15 protein-coding genes are annotated in these 14,273 nt (G+C 60.6%); 10 read left to right on the top strand and 5 right to left on the bottom strand.

Annotated features, from left to right (window positions below; all coding sequences use genetic code 11):
* Positions 1-11 precede the first annotated feature (11 nt).
* From C4J86_RS19515 to C4J86_RS19505, 3 genes are read right to left on the bottom strand one after another with little or no spacing between them, the layout of a single operon-like run.
* Entirely contained in the window at positions 12-389 is a 378-nt protein-coding gene (locus tag C4J86_RS19515; protein ID WP_124371564.1) for a Rho termination factor N-terminal domain-containing protein, read from the bottom strand.
* Positions 390-437: 48 nt separating this feature from the next.
* Positions 438-704 carry a hypothetical protein gene (locus C4J86_RS19510; RefSeq protein ID WP_124371563.1) on the bottom strand — a complete coding sequence of 89 codons (267 nt, stop codon included), beginning with the start codon at positions 702-704 and terminating at the stop codon, positions 438-440.
* A gap of 51 nt (positions 705-755) precedes the next feature.
* Positions 756-1,106, bottom strand: a complete 351-nt coding sequence (locus tag C4J86_RS19505; RefSeq protein ID WP_124363994.1) for a hypothetical protein — start codon at positions 1,104-1,106, stop codon at positions 756-758.
* A gap of 191 nt (positions 1,107-1,297) precedes the next feature.
* On the opposite strand from C4J86_RS19505, the gene C4J86_RS19500 reads away from it, so the two are divergent.
* The 6 genes from C4J86_RS19500 (at position 1,298) to C4J86_RS19475 (ending at position 7,229) form a co-directional block, all read left to right on the top strand.
* Positions 1,298-1,777, top strand: a complete 480-nt coding sequence (locus C4J86_RS19500; RefSeq protein ID WP_034128422.1) for a GNAT family N-acetyltransferase — start codon at positions 1,298-1,300, stop codon at positions 1,775-1,777.
* A gap of 150 nt (positions 1,778-1,927) precedes the next feature.
* Positions 1,928-2,749 (top strand): SDR family oxidoreductase, encoded by an 822-nt coding sequence (locus tag C4J86_RS19495; RefSeq protein WP_124371562.1) that lies wholly within the window; start codon positions 1,928-1,930, stop codon positions 2,747-2,749.
* 32 nt (positions 2,750-2,781) lie between these two features.
* Positions 2,782-3,762 (top strand): substrate-binding domain-containing protein, encoded by a 981-nt coding sequence (locus C4J86_RS19490; RefSeq protein WP_124371561.1) that lies wholly within the window; start codon positions 2,782-2,784, stop codon positions 3,760-3,762.
* The gene (gene araG, locus C4J86_RS19485) at positions 3,759-5,258 is read left to right on the top strand and encodes an L-arabinose ABC transporter ATP-binding protein AraG (protein WP_124371560.1); all 1,500 of its coding nucleotides are present in this window, start codon (positions 3,759-3,761) and stop codon (positions 5,256-5,258) included. The genes C4J86_RS19490 and araG overlap by 4 nt, the downstream gene beginning before the upstream one ends.
* 19 nt (positions 5,259-5,277) lie before the next feature.
* The gene (araH, locus tag C4J86_RS19480; RefSeq protein WP_124363990.1) at positions 5,278-6,243 is read left to right on the top strand and encodes an L-arabinose ABC transporter permease AraH; all 966 of its coding nucleotides are present in this window, start codon (positions 5,278-5,280) and stop codon (positions 6,241-6,243) included.
* Positions 6,244-6,425: 182 nt separating this feature from the next.
* Positions 6,426-7,229: an IclR family transcriptional regulator gene (locus tag C4J86_RS19475; protein ID WP_124368007.1), complete on the top strand. Its 804-nt coding sequence runs from the start codon at positions 6,426-6,428 to the stop codon at positions 7,227-7,229.
* On the opposite strand, the gene C4J86_RS19470 is transcribed toward C4J86_RS19475, so the two are convergent.
* A complete protein-coding gene (locus C4J86_RS19470) occupies positions 7,230-8,282 on the bottom strand; it encodes an NAD(P)-dependent alcohol dehydrogenase (protein WP_124371559.1) in 1,053 nt (350 codons plus the stop codon).
* 182 nt (positions 8,283-8,464) lie between these two features.
* Here C4J86_RS19470 and C4J86_RS19465 point away from each other — a divergent pair, with 182 nt between their 5' ends.
* Entirely contained in the window at positions 8,465-9,358 is an 894-nt protein-coding gene (locus C4J86_RS19465; protein ID WP_124371558.1) for an AraC family transcriptional regulator, read from the top strand.
* A 172-nt stretch (positions 9,359-9,530) separates the two neighbouring features.
* On the opposite strand, the gene C4J86_RS19460 is transcribed toward C4J86_RS19465, so the two are convergent.
* Positions 9,531-11,195: an electron transfer flavoprotein-ubiquinone oxidoreductase gene (locus tag C4J86_RS19460; RefSeq protein ID WP_124371557.1), complete on the bottom strand. Its 1,665-nt coding sequence runs from the start codon at positions 11,193-11,195 to the stop codon at positions 9,531-9,533.
* Positions 11,196-11,700: 505 nt separating this feature from the next.
* On the opposite strand from C4J86_RS19460, the gene C4J86_RS19455 reads away from it, so the two are divergent.
* The 3 genes from C4J86_RS19455 to C4J86_RS19445 all read left to right on the top strand — a co-directional run bounded on the left by C4J86_RS19455 (position 11,701) and on the right by C4J86_RS19445 (position 14,267).
* Positions 11,701-12,450 carry an electron transfer flavoprotein subunit beta/FixA family protein gene (locus C4J86_RS19455; RefSeq protein ID WP_124368003.1) on the top strand — a complete coding sequence of 250 codons (750 nt, stop codon included), beginning with the start codon at positions 11,701-11,703 and terminating at the stop codon, positions 12,448-12,450.
* Between the two features lie 2 nt (positions 12,451-12,452).
* Positions 12,453-13,382: an electron transfer flavoprotein subunit alpha/FixB family protein gene (locus tag C4J86_RS19450; RefSeq protein WP_124371556.1), complete on the top strand. Its 930-nt coding sequence runs from the start codon at positions 12,453-12,455 to the stop codon at positions 13,380-13,382.
* Positions 13,383-13,454: 72 nt separating this feature from the next.
* Complete coding sequence (locus tag C4J86_RS19445) at positions 13,455-14,267, top strand: ABC transporter substrate-binding protein (protein ID WP_124371555.1); 813 nt, start codon at positions 13,455-13,457, stop codon at positions 14,265-14,267.
* The last annotated feature ends 6 nt before the right edge of the window (positions 14,268-14,273 follow it).

Below are 14,273 nucleotides of genomic sequence, written 5' to 3'. Positions count from 1 at the left end.
TGAATCTGCGTTCAACCGGCTTTTTTCAGCGCTTCGATCAACTCATCCTTACGCATGGTCGAACGCCCAGGAATATCCTTGGCCCGCGCTTCTTTCATCAGGCTTTCCTTGGTTTGCGTGCCCAGCGACGCGCGACTGCTGCGAGGCTGCCCCTCACGGCTGGCTGCTGCGCGCTTCGCCGAATCCTGGCGATCCTGGGCCTTCTTCGCCGGTGCTTTGCGTTTGCCGGATCCAGCCTTTTCGCCGCCGCCAGACTGCTTGTTGACGGTGGCCCAGGCACGGGCTTCGGCTTCTTCCTTGGACAGTCCCTTGTGCTCATAACTGTCTTCAATATGAGCGGCCTTGCGTTTCTGTTCGGTGGTGTATTTGGCTTTGCTTCCACGAGGCATCGCTAAAACTCCTTCTGGCCCCAACCGCGGGGCCAGACCAGAAATGAATCACTGAACGGATGGTTCTTCGAACTTGCGCGCTTCTTCTACACCCGACGCGGTCAACTTGATCGGCAGGTTCAACGAATATTCACCGGCGTCGTCGGTGGTCACATGCCCATCCCTGATCAGCCCGCGGTCCTGCAAGTGCGCCAAGACACTGGCGACTTCTTTTTCGCCGCGGTAGTTGTCCAGCACCTCCTTGCCCAAGCCTTGCGGGTGGGCGTGCAGCAGGCGGGTGAGGACTTCTTTTTCAAGGTTTGTATCGACGTTCATGTGTACCTCTTCACTGGGAAATGATCGGGTGTCCGTCTTGCCGTGGATCTATCAAGGCGCTGGTTGCTTCGGTGCGCCCGGCAGATTCGAGTCGTCGCCTTTATTGATCTTCGGCTCGTTGACCGAAGGGCCCATTTTGCCGTTACCGACGGCGGCAGGTGCCTGACGCTGGGTATCGTGACCCTGGGTGCGAGGGTCGGCGCCGTTGGTGTTGTCGATGATCGCGCCGCCATTGGTGTCCAGGCCTGTGCCCATGGAATCCTGGGATTCCTGGGTGGCAGGGCTTGGTGGGGAGCCGACCGGGTCCGTCGTACCGGTGGACGAAGTCGCGGCAATGGCGCTCAGCGACGCTGCAGACAACAGGCCGGTGAGAGCGAGGGCAGCCAATTTGGAATTTTTCATGAGGGTGTCTCCATATGATTGATGTCCTTACCCTGTATTGGTCAGCCCCTATTTGCGGTTCGTGCCTTGATGGCGACGAACGGTCTTGCGTGACCTGTAAGATTTTGTGTGCCCACCACATGGAAAATGCGCTGCAATCGGTCATCAAAGCGTCTTAGTATGTGGGCTTTGAACTTGCCCAAGGCGCACCCATGACCATCGAGATTCGCCCCGCCGTACCCAGCGATGCTGCGCAGATCCTGACCTTCATCACGGAACTGGCCGAGTATGAAAAAGCCCGGCACGAAGTGATCGCCAGCGTGGTGGATATAGAGCGCAGCCTGTTCAGCGAGGGCGCCACCGCCCACGGCCTGATCTGTTTGCGCGACGGCTTGCCGATTGGCTTTGCGGTGTTCTTTTTCAGCTATTCCACTTGGCTGGGCAGCAACTGTCTGTACCTGGAAGACCTTTATATCAACCCGGAACAACGTGGCGGCGGGGCGGGCAAGAAGTTGCTGCGCCACCTCGCCAAGATCGCCTGCGACAACGGCTGTGGCCGCTTCGAATGGAGCGTGCTGGACTGGAACGAGCCGGCGATTGCCTTCTACAAATCCATTGGCGCGCAGCCCCAGGAAGAATGGGTGCGCTATCGCATGGAAGGCGATGCGCTGAGGGATTTCGCCCAAGGCTGACAGGTGCCCCGGAGCCGGCCATTCATGGCCGGTTTTTTAATGTGTTTACTCACATTGTGGGACGTAAATTTATATATTGAGATATTTCAAGGTCTGGGTTTATAGTCGCCTGCATCAGCACTCACTGCCAAAAATAAAACAGGTGAAGCGATGCAGGCACAACCGTTGTCCTTACCCGCCGTGCCCGAGCCGACTTACGGCGAGCGCCTCAAGCACAAGGTGGTGATCATCACCGGCGCCGCACAAGGCATTGGCGAGGCAATCGTCGCCTGCTTCCAGGCGCAGCAGGCGCGGTTGGTGATCGCGGATATCCAGGCGGACAAAGTCGAAAAAGTCGCGGCCCATTGGCGCGAGCGTGGCGCCGAGATTATCGCGCAGGCCGTCGATATCACCTCCAAAGAGCAATGGCAGACGCTGGTCAATGTGGCCATCGAGCGCTTCGGCCGTGTGGACGTGCTGGTCAACTGCGCCGGGGTCAATGTGTTTCGCGACCCGCTGGAAATGACCGACGAGGACTGGCGCCGCTGCTTCGCCATTGACCTTGACGGCGCCTGGTACGGTTGCCGCTCGGTGCTGCCGCACATGATCGAGCAGGGCATCGGCAACATCATCAATATCGCCTCCACCCATTCCAGCCACATCATTCCCGGCTGCTTTCCCTACCCTGTCGCCAAGCACGGCCTGCTCGGCCTTACCCGTGCCCTTGGCATCGAATACGCGCCCAAGGGTATTCGCGTGAATGCCATTGCGCCGGGCTATATCGAAACCCAGCTCAACGTCGACTACTGGAACGGGTTCCCTGACCCCTCTGCGGAGCGTCAGCGTGCGTTCGACCTGCACCCGCCCAAGCGCATCGGCCAGCCCATCGAGGTGGCGATGACCGCGCTGTTTCTGGCGACCGACGAGGCGCCCTTTATCAATGCCACCTGCCTGATGATCGATGGCGGGCGGTCGGTGATGTACCACGACTAAAGCGTTTTCCAATAACAACAATGAGGTGGTCCATGTTCAAGAAAACACTCGGCGCTGTGGCGCTTGCGATGGCGTTCAGTGGGTTCGTATCCGCTGAGGAAGTGAAGATCGGTTTTCTGGTCAAGCAGGCCGAAGAACCCTGGTTCCAGACTGAATGGGCCTTCGCCGAAAAAGCCGGCAAAGAGCACGGTTTTACCGTGATCAAGATCGCCGTGCCCGACGGTGAAAAAACCCTTTCGGCCATCGACAGCCTGGCCGCCAACGGCGCCAAAGGCTTTGTGATCTGCCCGCCGGACGTGTCCCTGGGCCCGGCCATCGTCGCCAAGGCCAAGGTCAACGGCTTGAAGGTGATGGCCGTGGACGACCGCTTCGTCGATGCCAAGGGCAACTTTATGGAGGACGTGCCGTACCTGGGCATGGCCGCCTTCGAAGTGGGCCAGAAGCAGGGCGCCGCCATGGCTGCCGAAGCGAAAAAACGCGGTTGGGACTGGAAGGACACCTACGCGGTGATCAACACCTATAACGAACTCGACACCGGCAAGAAACGCACCGACGGCTCGATCAAATCCCTGCAAGAAGCCGGCATTCCCAAGGACCATATCCTGACCGCCGCGCTGAAAACCCTCGACGTGCCAGGCAGCATGGACGCCACCAACTCGGCGCTGGTCAAGCTGCCCAGCGGCGCGAAAAACCTGATCATCGGCGGTATGAACGACAACACCGTGCTGGGCGGCGTACGTGCTACCGAAAGCGCCGGCTTCAAGGCCGCCAACGTGATCGGTATCGGCATCAATGGCACCGACGCCATCGGCGAATTGAAGAAAGCCGACAGCGGCTTCTTCGGCTCGATGCTGCCCAGCCCGCATATCGAGGGCTACAACACCGCGTTGGCGATGTACGAGTGGGTCACCACCGGCAAGGAGCCGGCGAAATACACGGCCATGGACGAAGTGACCTTGATCACCCGCGCCAACTTCCAGGAAGAACTGACCAAAATCGGCCTCTGGAAATGACCGGCGCGGCCTTGCGTTTCAACGGCATCGGCAAGGAGTTTCCCGGTGTGAAAGCCCTGGCGCAGATCAGCTTTGAAGCGCGGCCGCACTCGGTGCATGCGCTGATGGGCGAGAACGGCGCGGGCAAGTCGACGCTGCTAAAGATCCTCGGCGGCGCCTATATCCCCAGCAGTGGCACGCTGCAGATCGGCGAGCAGACCATGGCGTTCAAGAGCGCCGCCGACAGCATTGCCAGCGGCGTTGCGGTGATCCACCAGGAATTGCACCTGGTGCCGGAAATGACTGTGGCCGAGAACCTCTTCCTCGGGCATTTGCCGTCGCGCTTTGGTGTGGTCAACGGTGGTTTGCTGCGCCAGCAGGCGCTGGCGTGTCTCAAGGGCCTGGCCGATGAAATCGACCCCCAGGAGAAGCTGGGGCGCCTGTCCCTGGGCCAGCGCCAACTGGTGGAGATCGCCAAAGCGCTGTCCCGTGGCGCCCATGTGATCGCCTTCGACGAGCCGACCAGTAGTTTGTCTGCCCGCGAAATCGATCGGTTGATGGCGATCATCACGCGCCTGCGCGATGAAGGCAAAGTGGTGCTCTACGTGTCGCACCGCATGGAAGAAGTGTTCCGCATTTGCGACGCGGTAACGGTGTTCAAGGATGGCCGCTTTGTGCGCACCTTCGACGACATGGGCACATTGACCCACGACCAGTTGGTGACCTGCATGGTCGGCCGCGATATCCAGGACATCTACGACTACCGGCCACGGCAGCAGGGCGACGTCGCGCTCAAGGTCGACGGCCTGCTCGGGCCGGGCTTGCGTGAACCGGTGAGTTTCCAGGTGCACAAGGGCGAGATTCTCGGCCTGTTTGGCTTGGTCGGCGCAGGGCGTACCGAACTGCTGCGCCTGCTCAGCGGCCTTGAACGCAAGACGGCGGGGCAGCTGGAACTCTGCGGAGAAAACCTGCACCTGCGCTCCCCGCGCGATGCCATCGCCGGTGGTGTACTGCTGTGCCCTGAGGACCGCAAAAAGGAGGGCATTATTCCGCTGGCCAGCGTCGCCGAGAACATCAACATCAGTGCGCGTGGCGCCCACGCGGCATTTGGCTGGCTGTTGCGCGATCACTGGGAGAAGGGCAACGCCGACACGCAGATCAAGGCGCTCAGGGTGAAAACGCCGAACGCCGAGCAGAAAATCATGTACCTGTCCGGCGGCAACCAACAAAAGGCCATTCTCGGCCGCTGGTTGTCGATGCCGATGAAAGTGCTGCTGCTGGACGAGCCCACTCGCGGTATCGACATCGGCGCCAAGTCGGAGATCTATCAGATCATTCACAACCTCGCGGCGCAGGGCATTGCGGTGATCGTGGTGTCCAGCGACCTGATGGAAGTCATGGGCATCTCCGACCGCATCCTGGTGATGAGCGAAGGCACCCTCACCGGCGAGCTACCCCGCGAACAGGCGGATGAAGCACGGCTGTTGCAACTGGCACTCCCGCGTACGCGGGCTTGAAGAATACGAGGGTACGGGTATGTCTGAGGTAAAAACTGCAAAGGGCTTCTGGCCGGGTTTCAACCAGCGCAAATTCCTGGATGACTGGGTGATGCTATTGGCGGCGCTGGGCATTTTCGTGCTCAGCGCGCTGTTTATCGACAACTTCCTGTCGCCGCTGAACATGCGCGGGCTGGGCCTGGCGATTTCGACCGTGGGCATCGCCGCGTGCACCATGCTGTTCTGCCTGGCGTCGGGGCACTTCGACTTGTCGGTGGGCTCGGTAATCGCCTGCGCCGGGGTGGTGGCGGGGATCGTGATTCGAGATACCGACAGCGTAGTGCTCGGCGTGTCGGCGGCCTTGGCCATGGGCCTGCTGGTGGGGCTGATCAACGGCATTGTCATCGCCAAGCTGCGCATCAACGCGCTGATCACCACCCTGGCGACCATGCAGATTGTGCGCGGCCTGGCCTACATCTTCTCCAACGGCAAGGCGGTGGGGGTGATGGACGAGCGCTTTTTTGTGTTCGGCAACGGCCAACTGATGGGCGTGCCGGTGCCGATCATCATTACCGTGTTGTGCTTCGTGTTCTTTGGCTGGCTGCTCAACTACACCACCTATGGGCGCAACACCATGGCGATTGGCGGCAACCAGGAAGCGGCGCTGCTGGCTGGGGTCAACGTTGACCGTACCAAGATCATCATTTTTGCCGTGCACGGTCTGATCGGCGCACTGGCCGGGGTGATCCTGGCCTCTCGCATGACCTCGGGCCAGCCGATGATCGGCCAAGGCTTTGAGCTGACGGTGATATCGGCGTGCGTGCTGGGCGGAGTTTCGCTTAGCGGCGGTATCGGCATGATCCGCCATGTGATTGCCGGGGTGTTGATCCTGGCGATCATCGAGAATGCGATGAACCTGAAAAACATCGACACGTTTTACCAGTATGTGATTCGGGGTTCGATTTTGCTGCTGGCGGTGATCATCGACCGCATGAAGCAACGCTGATCAAAAGTCGGATGAGGACTAAATGTGGGAGGGGGCTTGCTCCCGATAGCGGTGTGCCATTCAGCACATTTGCTTCTGAAGCACCGCCATCGGGAGCAAGCCCCCTCCCACATTTTGATCTCCACTGTATTGAAGATCGGTATTTGCCATAATGTCCCCGCTTTCATACCTATAGGCCCGATATGCTGGAAAACCCCCACACCCCCGTCAAAGACACCGCCCCCACCGGCACCCAGACCCTGCTGCGCGGACTGGGCGTGGTGCAAGCGGTGGCGGCGGGCGCGCGGGATCTCAAGGAGATCGCCCGGCGCATCGGCACCACCCGCAGCACCACGCACCGCCTGGCCAGTTGCCTGGTGGAGGAGCGTTACCTGCGCGTGGTGCCGCAAGTCGGTTACCTGCTGGGGCCGAAGCTGATCGAGTTGGGCTTCCAGGCCCGCGAAGAACTGCCCTTGGTCAACCTGGCGGTGCCTTACCTCGACGAGTTGTCAGCCCTCACCGGCGACACCATCCACCTGGCGATTCGCGAATACGACGAGGTGCTCTACCTGCACAAGAACCCCGGTCGTAACGGACCGGAAATGCGCTCGCGGGTGGGCCATCGCATGCCACTGGCGCGCACCGGCATCGGCAAGGCGCTGATGTTGGATGACGGTGTGGAAGAGTGGCAGCGCCTGTACCAAGTCAGCCTGCCGGCGGGGGGCAAGAACCTGCAGTGGCCGAAGCACCCCGAGCAATCCTGGGCGCAGTTCGAGCAGCGCATGCATGAATACGTGGTGGGCGGTTATGCGTTCGATCTGGAAGACAACGAACCGTCGATCCGTTGCGTCGCGGCACCGGTGCGCGATGCCAGCCGGCGAATCGTCGCCGGCATCAGCATCGCCAGTACCGTGCCCTACATGCCGCTGGAGAAAATGGCCGAGCTGATCCCTGTGATCAAACAGGTCGCGGCTCGGCTCTCGGCGGAACTGGGCGCGAAGGCCTGATCAGGCCTTCAGGGTCGCCATGTCGATGACGAAGCGATACTTCACATCACCGGCGATCATCCGCGTGTAAGCCTCGTTGATCTGGCGGATGTCGAGCATCTCGATGTCGCAGGTGATCCCATGCTCGGCGCAGAAATCCAGGACTTCCTGGGTTTCGGCAATGCCGCCGATCAGCGAGCCGGCCAGCACTTTACGGCCCAATACCAGTTTGGCGGCATTGACGGGCGGGTCCACCGGCTCGATCAAGCCGACCAGGATATGCACGCCGTCAAAGCGCAGTACATCCAGGTAGGGGTTCAGGTCGTGCTGCACCGGGATGGTGTCGAGCAGGAAGTCGAAATGCCCGGCGGCGGCTTTCATCTGCTCGGCATCGGTGGACACGATCACATGGTCGGCGCCCTGGCGACGGCCTTCTTCGGCTTTGCTCGCCGAGCGTGTGAACAGTGTCACTTCGGCGCCCATGGCCTTGGCGAACTTGATGCCCATATGGCCCAGGCCGCCCATGCCGAGGATCCCGACCTTATCGCCGGCCTTCACGCCGTAGTGCTTGAGCGGCGAGTAAGTGGTGATGCCCGCGCAGAGAATCGGCGCAGCGCTGGCCAGGTCGAGCTTGGCCGGGATCTTCACCACGAAGTGCTCGCTGACCACGATGCTGTCGGAGTAACCGCCCATGGTGTTGCTGCCGTCCACGCGGTCCGGCGTGGCGTAGGTCATGGTCGGGCCTTCGAGGCAGTATTGCTCGAGGTCCGATTGGCAGGCTTCGCAGTGGCGGCATGAGTCGACCATGCAACCCACGCCGACCAGATCACCGACCTTGTGCGCGGTAACACTGGCGCCGACGGCGGTGACTTTGCCGACGATCTCGTGGCCGGGCATCAATGGGTAAACGGCAATGCCCCATTCGTTGCGCGCCTGGTGGATATCGGAGTGGCACACGCCGCAGTAGAGAATCTCGATAGCCACGTCATCGGCACGCGGGCTGCGGCGCTCGAACGACATGGGGGCGAGGGGAGTAGTGGCCGACTGGGCGGCGTAACCGATGGCGGTGTACATGGAGAAACCTCGCAAAAAGCAATGAACAGTGAGGCGGGCCATTCTCCCAGTCGACCGAATCAGCGGCCATGGCGATTGCTCCGAGTCTCATGCCTATTCGTCCGGGAGTGCCCAGTGTTTGGATGCATCCGCAGCCAGACCTGCGATGATGTTCTCATCCCTTTTTCGCGAAGTTTTTTGCCATGCTGCTGACCCGCCACGTCGACGCCAACGCCACGCTGGTTTCCTTGATTGAGGGGCTTGCGTCCCGCGACGGTTTTTCCCCAACCCATCTGCCTGGCGTGCAAGTGCTGCGCGCCAGTTGCGATGTGGCGCGCGGGCCGCAGATTTACGAGCCGAGCCTGATGTTCGTGGCCCAAGGCAGCAAGGTCGCCTACCTGGGCCCGCGTACCCTGGAATATGGCGCCGGGCATTACCTGATCCAGGCGATGCCCGTGCCGTTCGAATGCGAGACCTTCGCCATGGCGCCCGGTGCGCCGCTGTTGGGCGTCACAGTGGGTATCGATCGGGTGGTGTTGGGTGAGTTGGTGATGGCCATGGGCATGCAGTCCGGGCCACCGCCGGCTGCGCAGACGTTGGAGTCGATGAGTTCGGTGGTGCTCGATGACGCCATGCGCGGGTGCGTCGAACGGCTGTTGCAGTGCCTGCACGATCCGCTGGAGAGCCGGATCATGGGCCCGGCGCGGGTGCGCGAATTATTGTTCACGGCGTTGCGTGGGCCCCAGGCCGATGTGTTGCGTGCATTGGTGGAACAGCAGGGGCAGTTTTCGCGAATTGCCACGTCCTTGAACCACCTGCATGTCCATTACGCCGAGCCGTTGAACATTGAGACGTTGGCCGGTTATGCGCACATGAGCGCATCGACCTTTCACGAACACTTCAAGCGCTGCACGCTGTTGTCGCCGGTGCAGTATCTCAAGCGCCTGCGGCTGCTGAAGGCGCAGCAGTTGTTGTTGGTCGAGGGCATGGGCGTGGCGCAGGCGGCGCACAGCGTGGGTTATCAGAGCACCTCGCAGTTCAGTCGCGAGTACAAACGCTACTTCCTGCGCAACCCCGGCGAAGAGCGCGCTGCCTGATTCTCCCTGGCTCAACGGGATCCAAATGTGGGAGGGGGCTTGCCCCCGATAGCGGTGCATCAGTCAGCCAATTTGTGACTGACCCACCGCCATCGGGAGCAAGCCCCCTCCCACATTTTTAATTGATGTCGGCCATAAAAAAGGCTCCCACTTGGGGGAGCCTCGTTTTGGCTTACATATTCGGGTAAGTCGGCCCACCTGCACCTTCCGGTGTCACCCAGGTGATGTTCTGCGAAGGGTCCTTGATGTCACAGGTCTTGCAGTGCACGCAGTTCTGGGCGTTGATCTGAAAGCGTTTCTCGCCGTCTTCTTTAGTCACCACTTCATACACGCCGGCCGGGCAGTAGCGCTGCGCCGGTTCATCGTAGAGCGGCAGGTTGGTGCCGATCGGGATGCTCGGGTCCTTGAGCTTCAAGTGGCACGGCTGTTCTTCTTCGTGGTTGGTACCGGAGATGAACACCGAGCTCAGCTTGTCGAAGCTCAACTTGCCGTCGGGTTTGGGGTAGTCGATCTTCTGGCTGTCTTTGGCCAGCTTGAGGCAGGCGTAGTCCGGCTTGGTATCGTGCAGCGTGAACGGGATTTTGCCGCCAAAAATATTCTGGTCGAGCCAGTTGAACCCGCCGCCGACGATGGCGCCGAACTTGTGCACGGCCGGGCCGAAGTTGCGGCTGGCGAACAGTTCTTCGTACAGCCAGCTGGCTTTGAAGCTGTCGACATACCCGGTGAGTTCATCACCGCCTTCGGATTCGGCAAACAGGCGGTCGGCCACGGCGTCGGCGGCGAGCATGCCGGACTTCATCGCAGTGTGGCTGCCTTTGATCTTGGCGAAATTCAGGGTGCCGAGGTCGCAGCCAATCAGCGCGCCGCCCTTGAAGATCATCTTCGGCAGCGAATTCAGGCCGCCTTTGGCGATAGCGCGGGCGCCGTAGCTGACGCGCTTGCCGCCTTCCAGGTATTGGGCCAGCACCGGATGATGCTTGAGGCGCTGGAATTCATCGAACGGCGACAGGAAGGTGTTGCTGTAGGACAGGTCGACGATCAGGCCGACCACCACCTGGTTGTTTTCCAGGTGATAAAGGAACGAGCCACCGGTGTTCTCGTTGCCCATGATATCCAGCGGCCAACCGGCGGTGTGCACCACCAGGCCTGGCTGATGTTTGGCCGGGTCGATGTCCCAGATTTCCTTGAGACCGATGCCGTAATGCTGGGCGTCGGCGTCGCTGTCCAGGTTGAAACGCTGGATCAGTTGCTTGCCGATATGCCCGCGGCAGCCTTCGGCGAACAGCGTGTACTTGCCGCGCAATTCCATGCCCGGCGTGTAGAGGCCTTCCTTGGGCTTGCCTTCGCGGTCGACGCCGAGGTCGCCGGTGATGATGCCACGCACCACGCCGTTTTCATCGAACAGCGCTTCCTGGGCGGCAAAGCCCGGGTAGATTTCCACGCCGAGGTTCTCGGCCTGCTGGGCGAGCCAGCGGCACAGGTTGCCCAGGGAAATGATGTAGTTGCCTTCGTTGTGCATGGTCTTGGGCACAAAGAAGTCCGGAACCTTGGTGGAGGCCTCGCTGCTGCGCAATACATAGATGTCGTCACGCACTACAGGGGTGTTGAGCGGGGCGCCGAGGGCTTTCCAGTCCGGGAACAGTTCGTTCAGCGCGCGCGGTTCGAAGACCGCGCCAGAGAGGATGTGTGCGCCCACTTCGGAGCCTTTCTCGACCACGCAGACGCTGATTTCCTTACCGGCTTCGGCGGCCTTCTGCTTCAGTCGGCAGGCGGCGGACAGGCCAGCCGGGCCGGCGCCGACGATGACCACGTCGAATTCCATGTATTCGCGTTCCACAGGCTATCTCCTACTCAAGGCTCAACAGGCTTTTTTTCTAATGGGTGGAGGTTCGGTGACGCCCTGCTGCAACGGCAAGACCCACCTTTCTCTCTGGGTGGCGCATTATATCTACACCACTGGCAGCGTCCAATACAAACGTTTGTTTGAATTGCCCGCAGCCTAGGTAAATCAAAGCAACGCGGCTTATGACTGACCATTTTGCCGTATTGACCAGAATAGGCGTTCCGGTCAATATACGGTCGGTTTTGCGCTTACCGTAGGCAGAGTGCAGGTTTCAAGAGCACGTCCAAAAGCACCACAGGTGACGCGCGCCGTATGCTGGCGCGCAGTTTACACACTGCGATAAAGAATGACTTCTCAGTCACCCCTGACGAACGGTCATCATTTTCCCATCGCCGAGTCATCCGCTGACGTTTTTGGAGGTGCCCTTGTGTGCCGATGAGCATCAACCGCCAGGCTTGCCTAGGCGACTTTCTTTTCACCGGAGAGTAACGAGGAATCCATGAAGGTTCTTGTAGCTGTCAAACGCGTTGTCGATTACAACGTGAAAGTTCGCGTCAAGGCGGACAATTCCGGCGTCGACCTGGCTAACGTCAAGATGTCGATGAACCCATTCTGTGAAATCGCCGTGGAAGAAGCCGTACGCCTGAAAGAGAAAGGCGTGGCGACCGAGATCGTCGTGGTTTCCATCGGCCCGACCACTGCCCAGGAACAGTTGCGTACCGCCCTGGCACTGGGCGCCGACCGCGCCATCCTGGTCGAGTCCGCTGAAGAGCTGACCTCCCTGGCCGTGGCCAAGTTGCTCAAGGCCGTTGTCGACAAGGAACAGCCTCAGTTGGTGATCCTTGGCAAACAAGCTATCGACAGCGACAACAACCAGACCGGCCAGATGCTGGCTGCACTGACCGGTTACGGCCAGGGCACCTTCGCTTCCAAAGTGGAAGTGAGCGGCGACAAGGTTGCCGTGACCCGTGAAATCGACGGCGGCGCGCAGACAGTTTCCCTGAACCTGCCGGCCATCGTCACCACCGACCTGCGTTTGAACGAGCCGCGCTATGCGTCTCTGCCAAACATCATGAAAGCCAAGAAGAAGCCTCTTGAAGTGCTGACTCCAGACGCTTTGGGCGTTTCCACCGCCTCTACCAACAAGACCATCAAGGTTGAAGCACCGGCTGCACGCAGCGCGGGCATCAAGGTCAAGTCGGTGGCTGAACTGGTCGAGAAACTGAAAAACGAAGCGAAGGTAATCTAACCATGACTATCTTGGTAATCGCAGAACACGACAACAAAGTGCTGGCTCCGGCCACCCTGAACACCGTGGCCGCAGCCGTTAAAATCGGTGGCGACATCCACGTACTGGTAGCAGGTCAGGGCGCTGGCGCCGTGGCTGAAGCCGCTGCGAAAATCGCCGGTGTGAGCAAAGTCCTGAACGCTGACAACGCCGCCTACGCGCATCAGCTACCGGAAAACGTTGCCCCTCTGGTTGCAGAGCTGGGCGCTGGCTACAGCCACATCCTGGCCGCCGCCACGTCCAACGGCAAAAACATCCTGCCACGCGTTGCCGCGCAGCTGGACGTTGACCAGATCTCCGAGATCATCTCGGTTGAGAGCGCCGACACCTTCAAGCGCCCGATCTACGCCGGTAACGCCATCGCTACCGTACAGTCCAACGCTGCGATCAAAGTCATCACCGTACGTGCTACCGGTTTCGATCCGGTTGCCGCTGAAGGTGGTTCGGCATCGGTTGAAGCGGTTGCCGCAGCCCACGACGCTGGCACTTCCAGCTTTGTCGGCGAAGAGCTGGCCAAGTCGGATCGCCCAGAGTTGACGGCTGCCAAGATCGTCGTTTCCGGCGGTCGTGGCATGCAGAACGGTGATAACTTCAAGCACCTGTACGCCCTGGCCGACAAGCTGGGTGCAGCGGTCGGCGCCTCGCGTGCGGCCGTCGACGCAGGCTTCGTACCCAACGACATGCAGGTCGGCCAGACCGGCAAGATCGTGGCACCCCAGCTGTACATCGCCGTCGGTATCTCCGGCGCGATCCAGCATTTGGCTGGTATGAAAGACTCCAAGGTGATCGTTGCGATCAACAAGGACGAAGAAGCACCGATCTTCCAGGTGGCTGATTACGGCCTGGTGGCGGACTTGTTCGAAGCCATCCCCGAGTTGGAGAAGCTGGTCTAATCCAGTCGCTTCACTTATAAAGAGCCCGGTCTTGTGACCGGGTTTTTTTTTGACGTGTGGGAGCACCTCGCCATGCAATTGCGTCCTTTGATCCTGCTGGGCCTTGTGCTGCTGCCGACGTTGTCGCTGGCGGCGGGCAAATGCGAGCGCCTGGTGATCACCGGCAGCCCGGATGCACCGCCGTTGCTGTGGCGCGACCCGCAGGACCCGACCCACCTGATCGGCGCCACCGCCGATGTGCTGCAACAGGTGGCCACGGACCTCGGCCTGAAAATCGACCTGCTTTACGGCGGCAAGCGCTCCCTGGCTCTGGATGAAGTGCGCAGCGGACGCATGGATATGCTCGCCGATGCGCCGTTGAACCTCGGCGAGTTGCAAACCCTCGACTACATACACCCGGCCTTGATGCAGATCGATTACCTGGTCTGGACGCGCAAGGACTCGTCTTTGGTCTATAGCACCGCTGCCGACTTGCAGGGCCACAAAGGGGCCGTATCGGAGCGCGCACGCTTGAGTGCCGGGTTCGAAACCCTTGCCAGCCAGCAATTGACCCTGCAGCGTCTGCCTGGCCTGACGCCGGCGTTCCAGAAACTGTTGCTGGGGGAGGTGGACTACGTGCTCGCCAGCCGCTATTCCGGCATGGCCATGGCCCAGAGCCTGGGCATGAGCGATGACCTGGTGGCGCGCGACATACCGATCGATCAGCCCGGCCTGTACCTGGCGATTTCCCACAATTCCGCCTGCAATGATCCGTGGCTGCGCGGACAGCTGGCCAAAAAGATGACAGAATTGCCCGCGTCCGGTGTGGCGGAAACCGCGTTGCAGCGCAATCTCGCGCGCTGGAAGGCGCAATTGCAACAAGCCGTCGGCACCCCAACAAAGTAGGGATTT

The sequence above is a fragment of the Pseudomonas sp. R2-7-07 genome (assembly GCF_003852355.1).
GTDB lineage: Bacteria > Pseudomonadota > Gammaproteobacteria > Pseudomonadales > Pseudomonadaceae > Aquipseudomonas.
The sequence above is the reverse complement of the archived record's forward strand: the minus strand, read 5'-3'. Positions and strand labels throughout refer to the sequence as shown.

What these genes read in the sequence shown, in the direction of transcription:
- C4J86_RS19515 (WP_124371564.1), bottom strand. Translation starts at nt 389, where the DNA reads ATGCCTCGTGGAAGCAAAGCCAAATACACCACCGAACAGAAACGCAAG.
- C4J86_RS19510 (WP_124371563.1), bottom strand. Translation starts at nt 704, where the DNA reads ATGAACGTCGATACAAACCTTGAAAAAGAAGTCCTCACCCGCCTGCTG.
- C4J86_RS19505 (WP_124363994.1), bottom strand. Translation starts at nt 1,106, where the DNA reads ATGAAAAATTCCAAATTGGCTGCCCTCGCTCTCACCGGCCTGTTGTCT.
- C4J86_RS19500 (WP_034128422.1), top strand. Translation starts at nt 1,298, where the DNA reads ATGACCATCGAGATTCGCCCCGCCGTACCCAGCGATGCTGCGCAGATC.
- C4J86_RS19495 (WP_124371562.1), top strand. Translation starts at nt 1,928, where the DNA reads ATGCAGGCACAACCGTTGTCCTTACCCGCCGTGCCCGAGCCGACTTAC.
- C4J86_RS19490 (WP_124371561.1), top strand. Translation starts at nt 2,782, where the DNA reads ATGTTCAAGAAAACACTCGGCGCTGTGGCGCTTGCGATGGCGTTCAGT.
- araG (WP_124371560.1), top strand. Translation starts at nt 3,759, where the DNA reads ATGACCGGCGCGGCCTTGCGTTTCAACGGCATCGGCAAGGAGTTTCCC.
- araH (WP_124363990.1), top strand. Translation starts at nt 5,278, where the DNA reads ATGTCTGAGGTAAAAACTGCAAAGGGCTTCTGGCCGGGTTTCAACCAG.
- C4J86_RS19475 (WP_124368007.1), top strand. Translation starts at nt 6,426, where the DNA reads ATGCTGGAAAACCCCCACACCCCCGTCAAAGACACCGCCCCCACCGGC.
- C4J86_RS19470 (WP_124371559.1), bottom strand. Translation starts at nt 8,282, where the DNA reads ATGTACACCGCCATCGGTTACGCCGCCCAGTCGGCCACTACTCCCCTC.
- C4J86_RS19465 (WP_124371558.1), top strand. Translation starts at nt 8,465, where the DNA reads ATGCTGCTGACCCGCCACGTCGACGCCAACGCCACGCTGGTTTCCTTG.
- C4J86_RS19455 (WP_124368003.1), top strand. Translation starts at nt 11,701, where the DNA reads ATGAAGGTTCTTGTAGCTGTCAAACGCGTTGTCGATTACAACGTGAAA.
- C4J86_RS19450 (WP_124371556.1), top strand. Translation starts at nt 12,453, where the DNA reads ATGACTATCTTGGTAATCGCAGAACACGACAACAAAGTGCTGGCTCCG.
- C4J86_RS19445 (WP_124371555.1), top strand. Translation starts at nt 13,455, where the DNA reads ATGCAATTGCGTCCTTTGATCCTGCTGGGCCTTGTGCTGCTGCCGACG.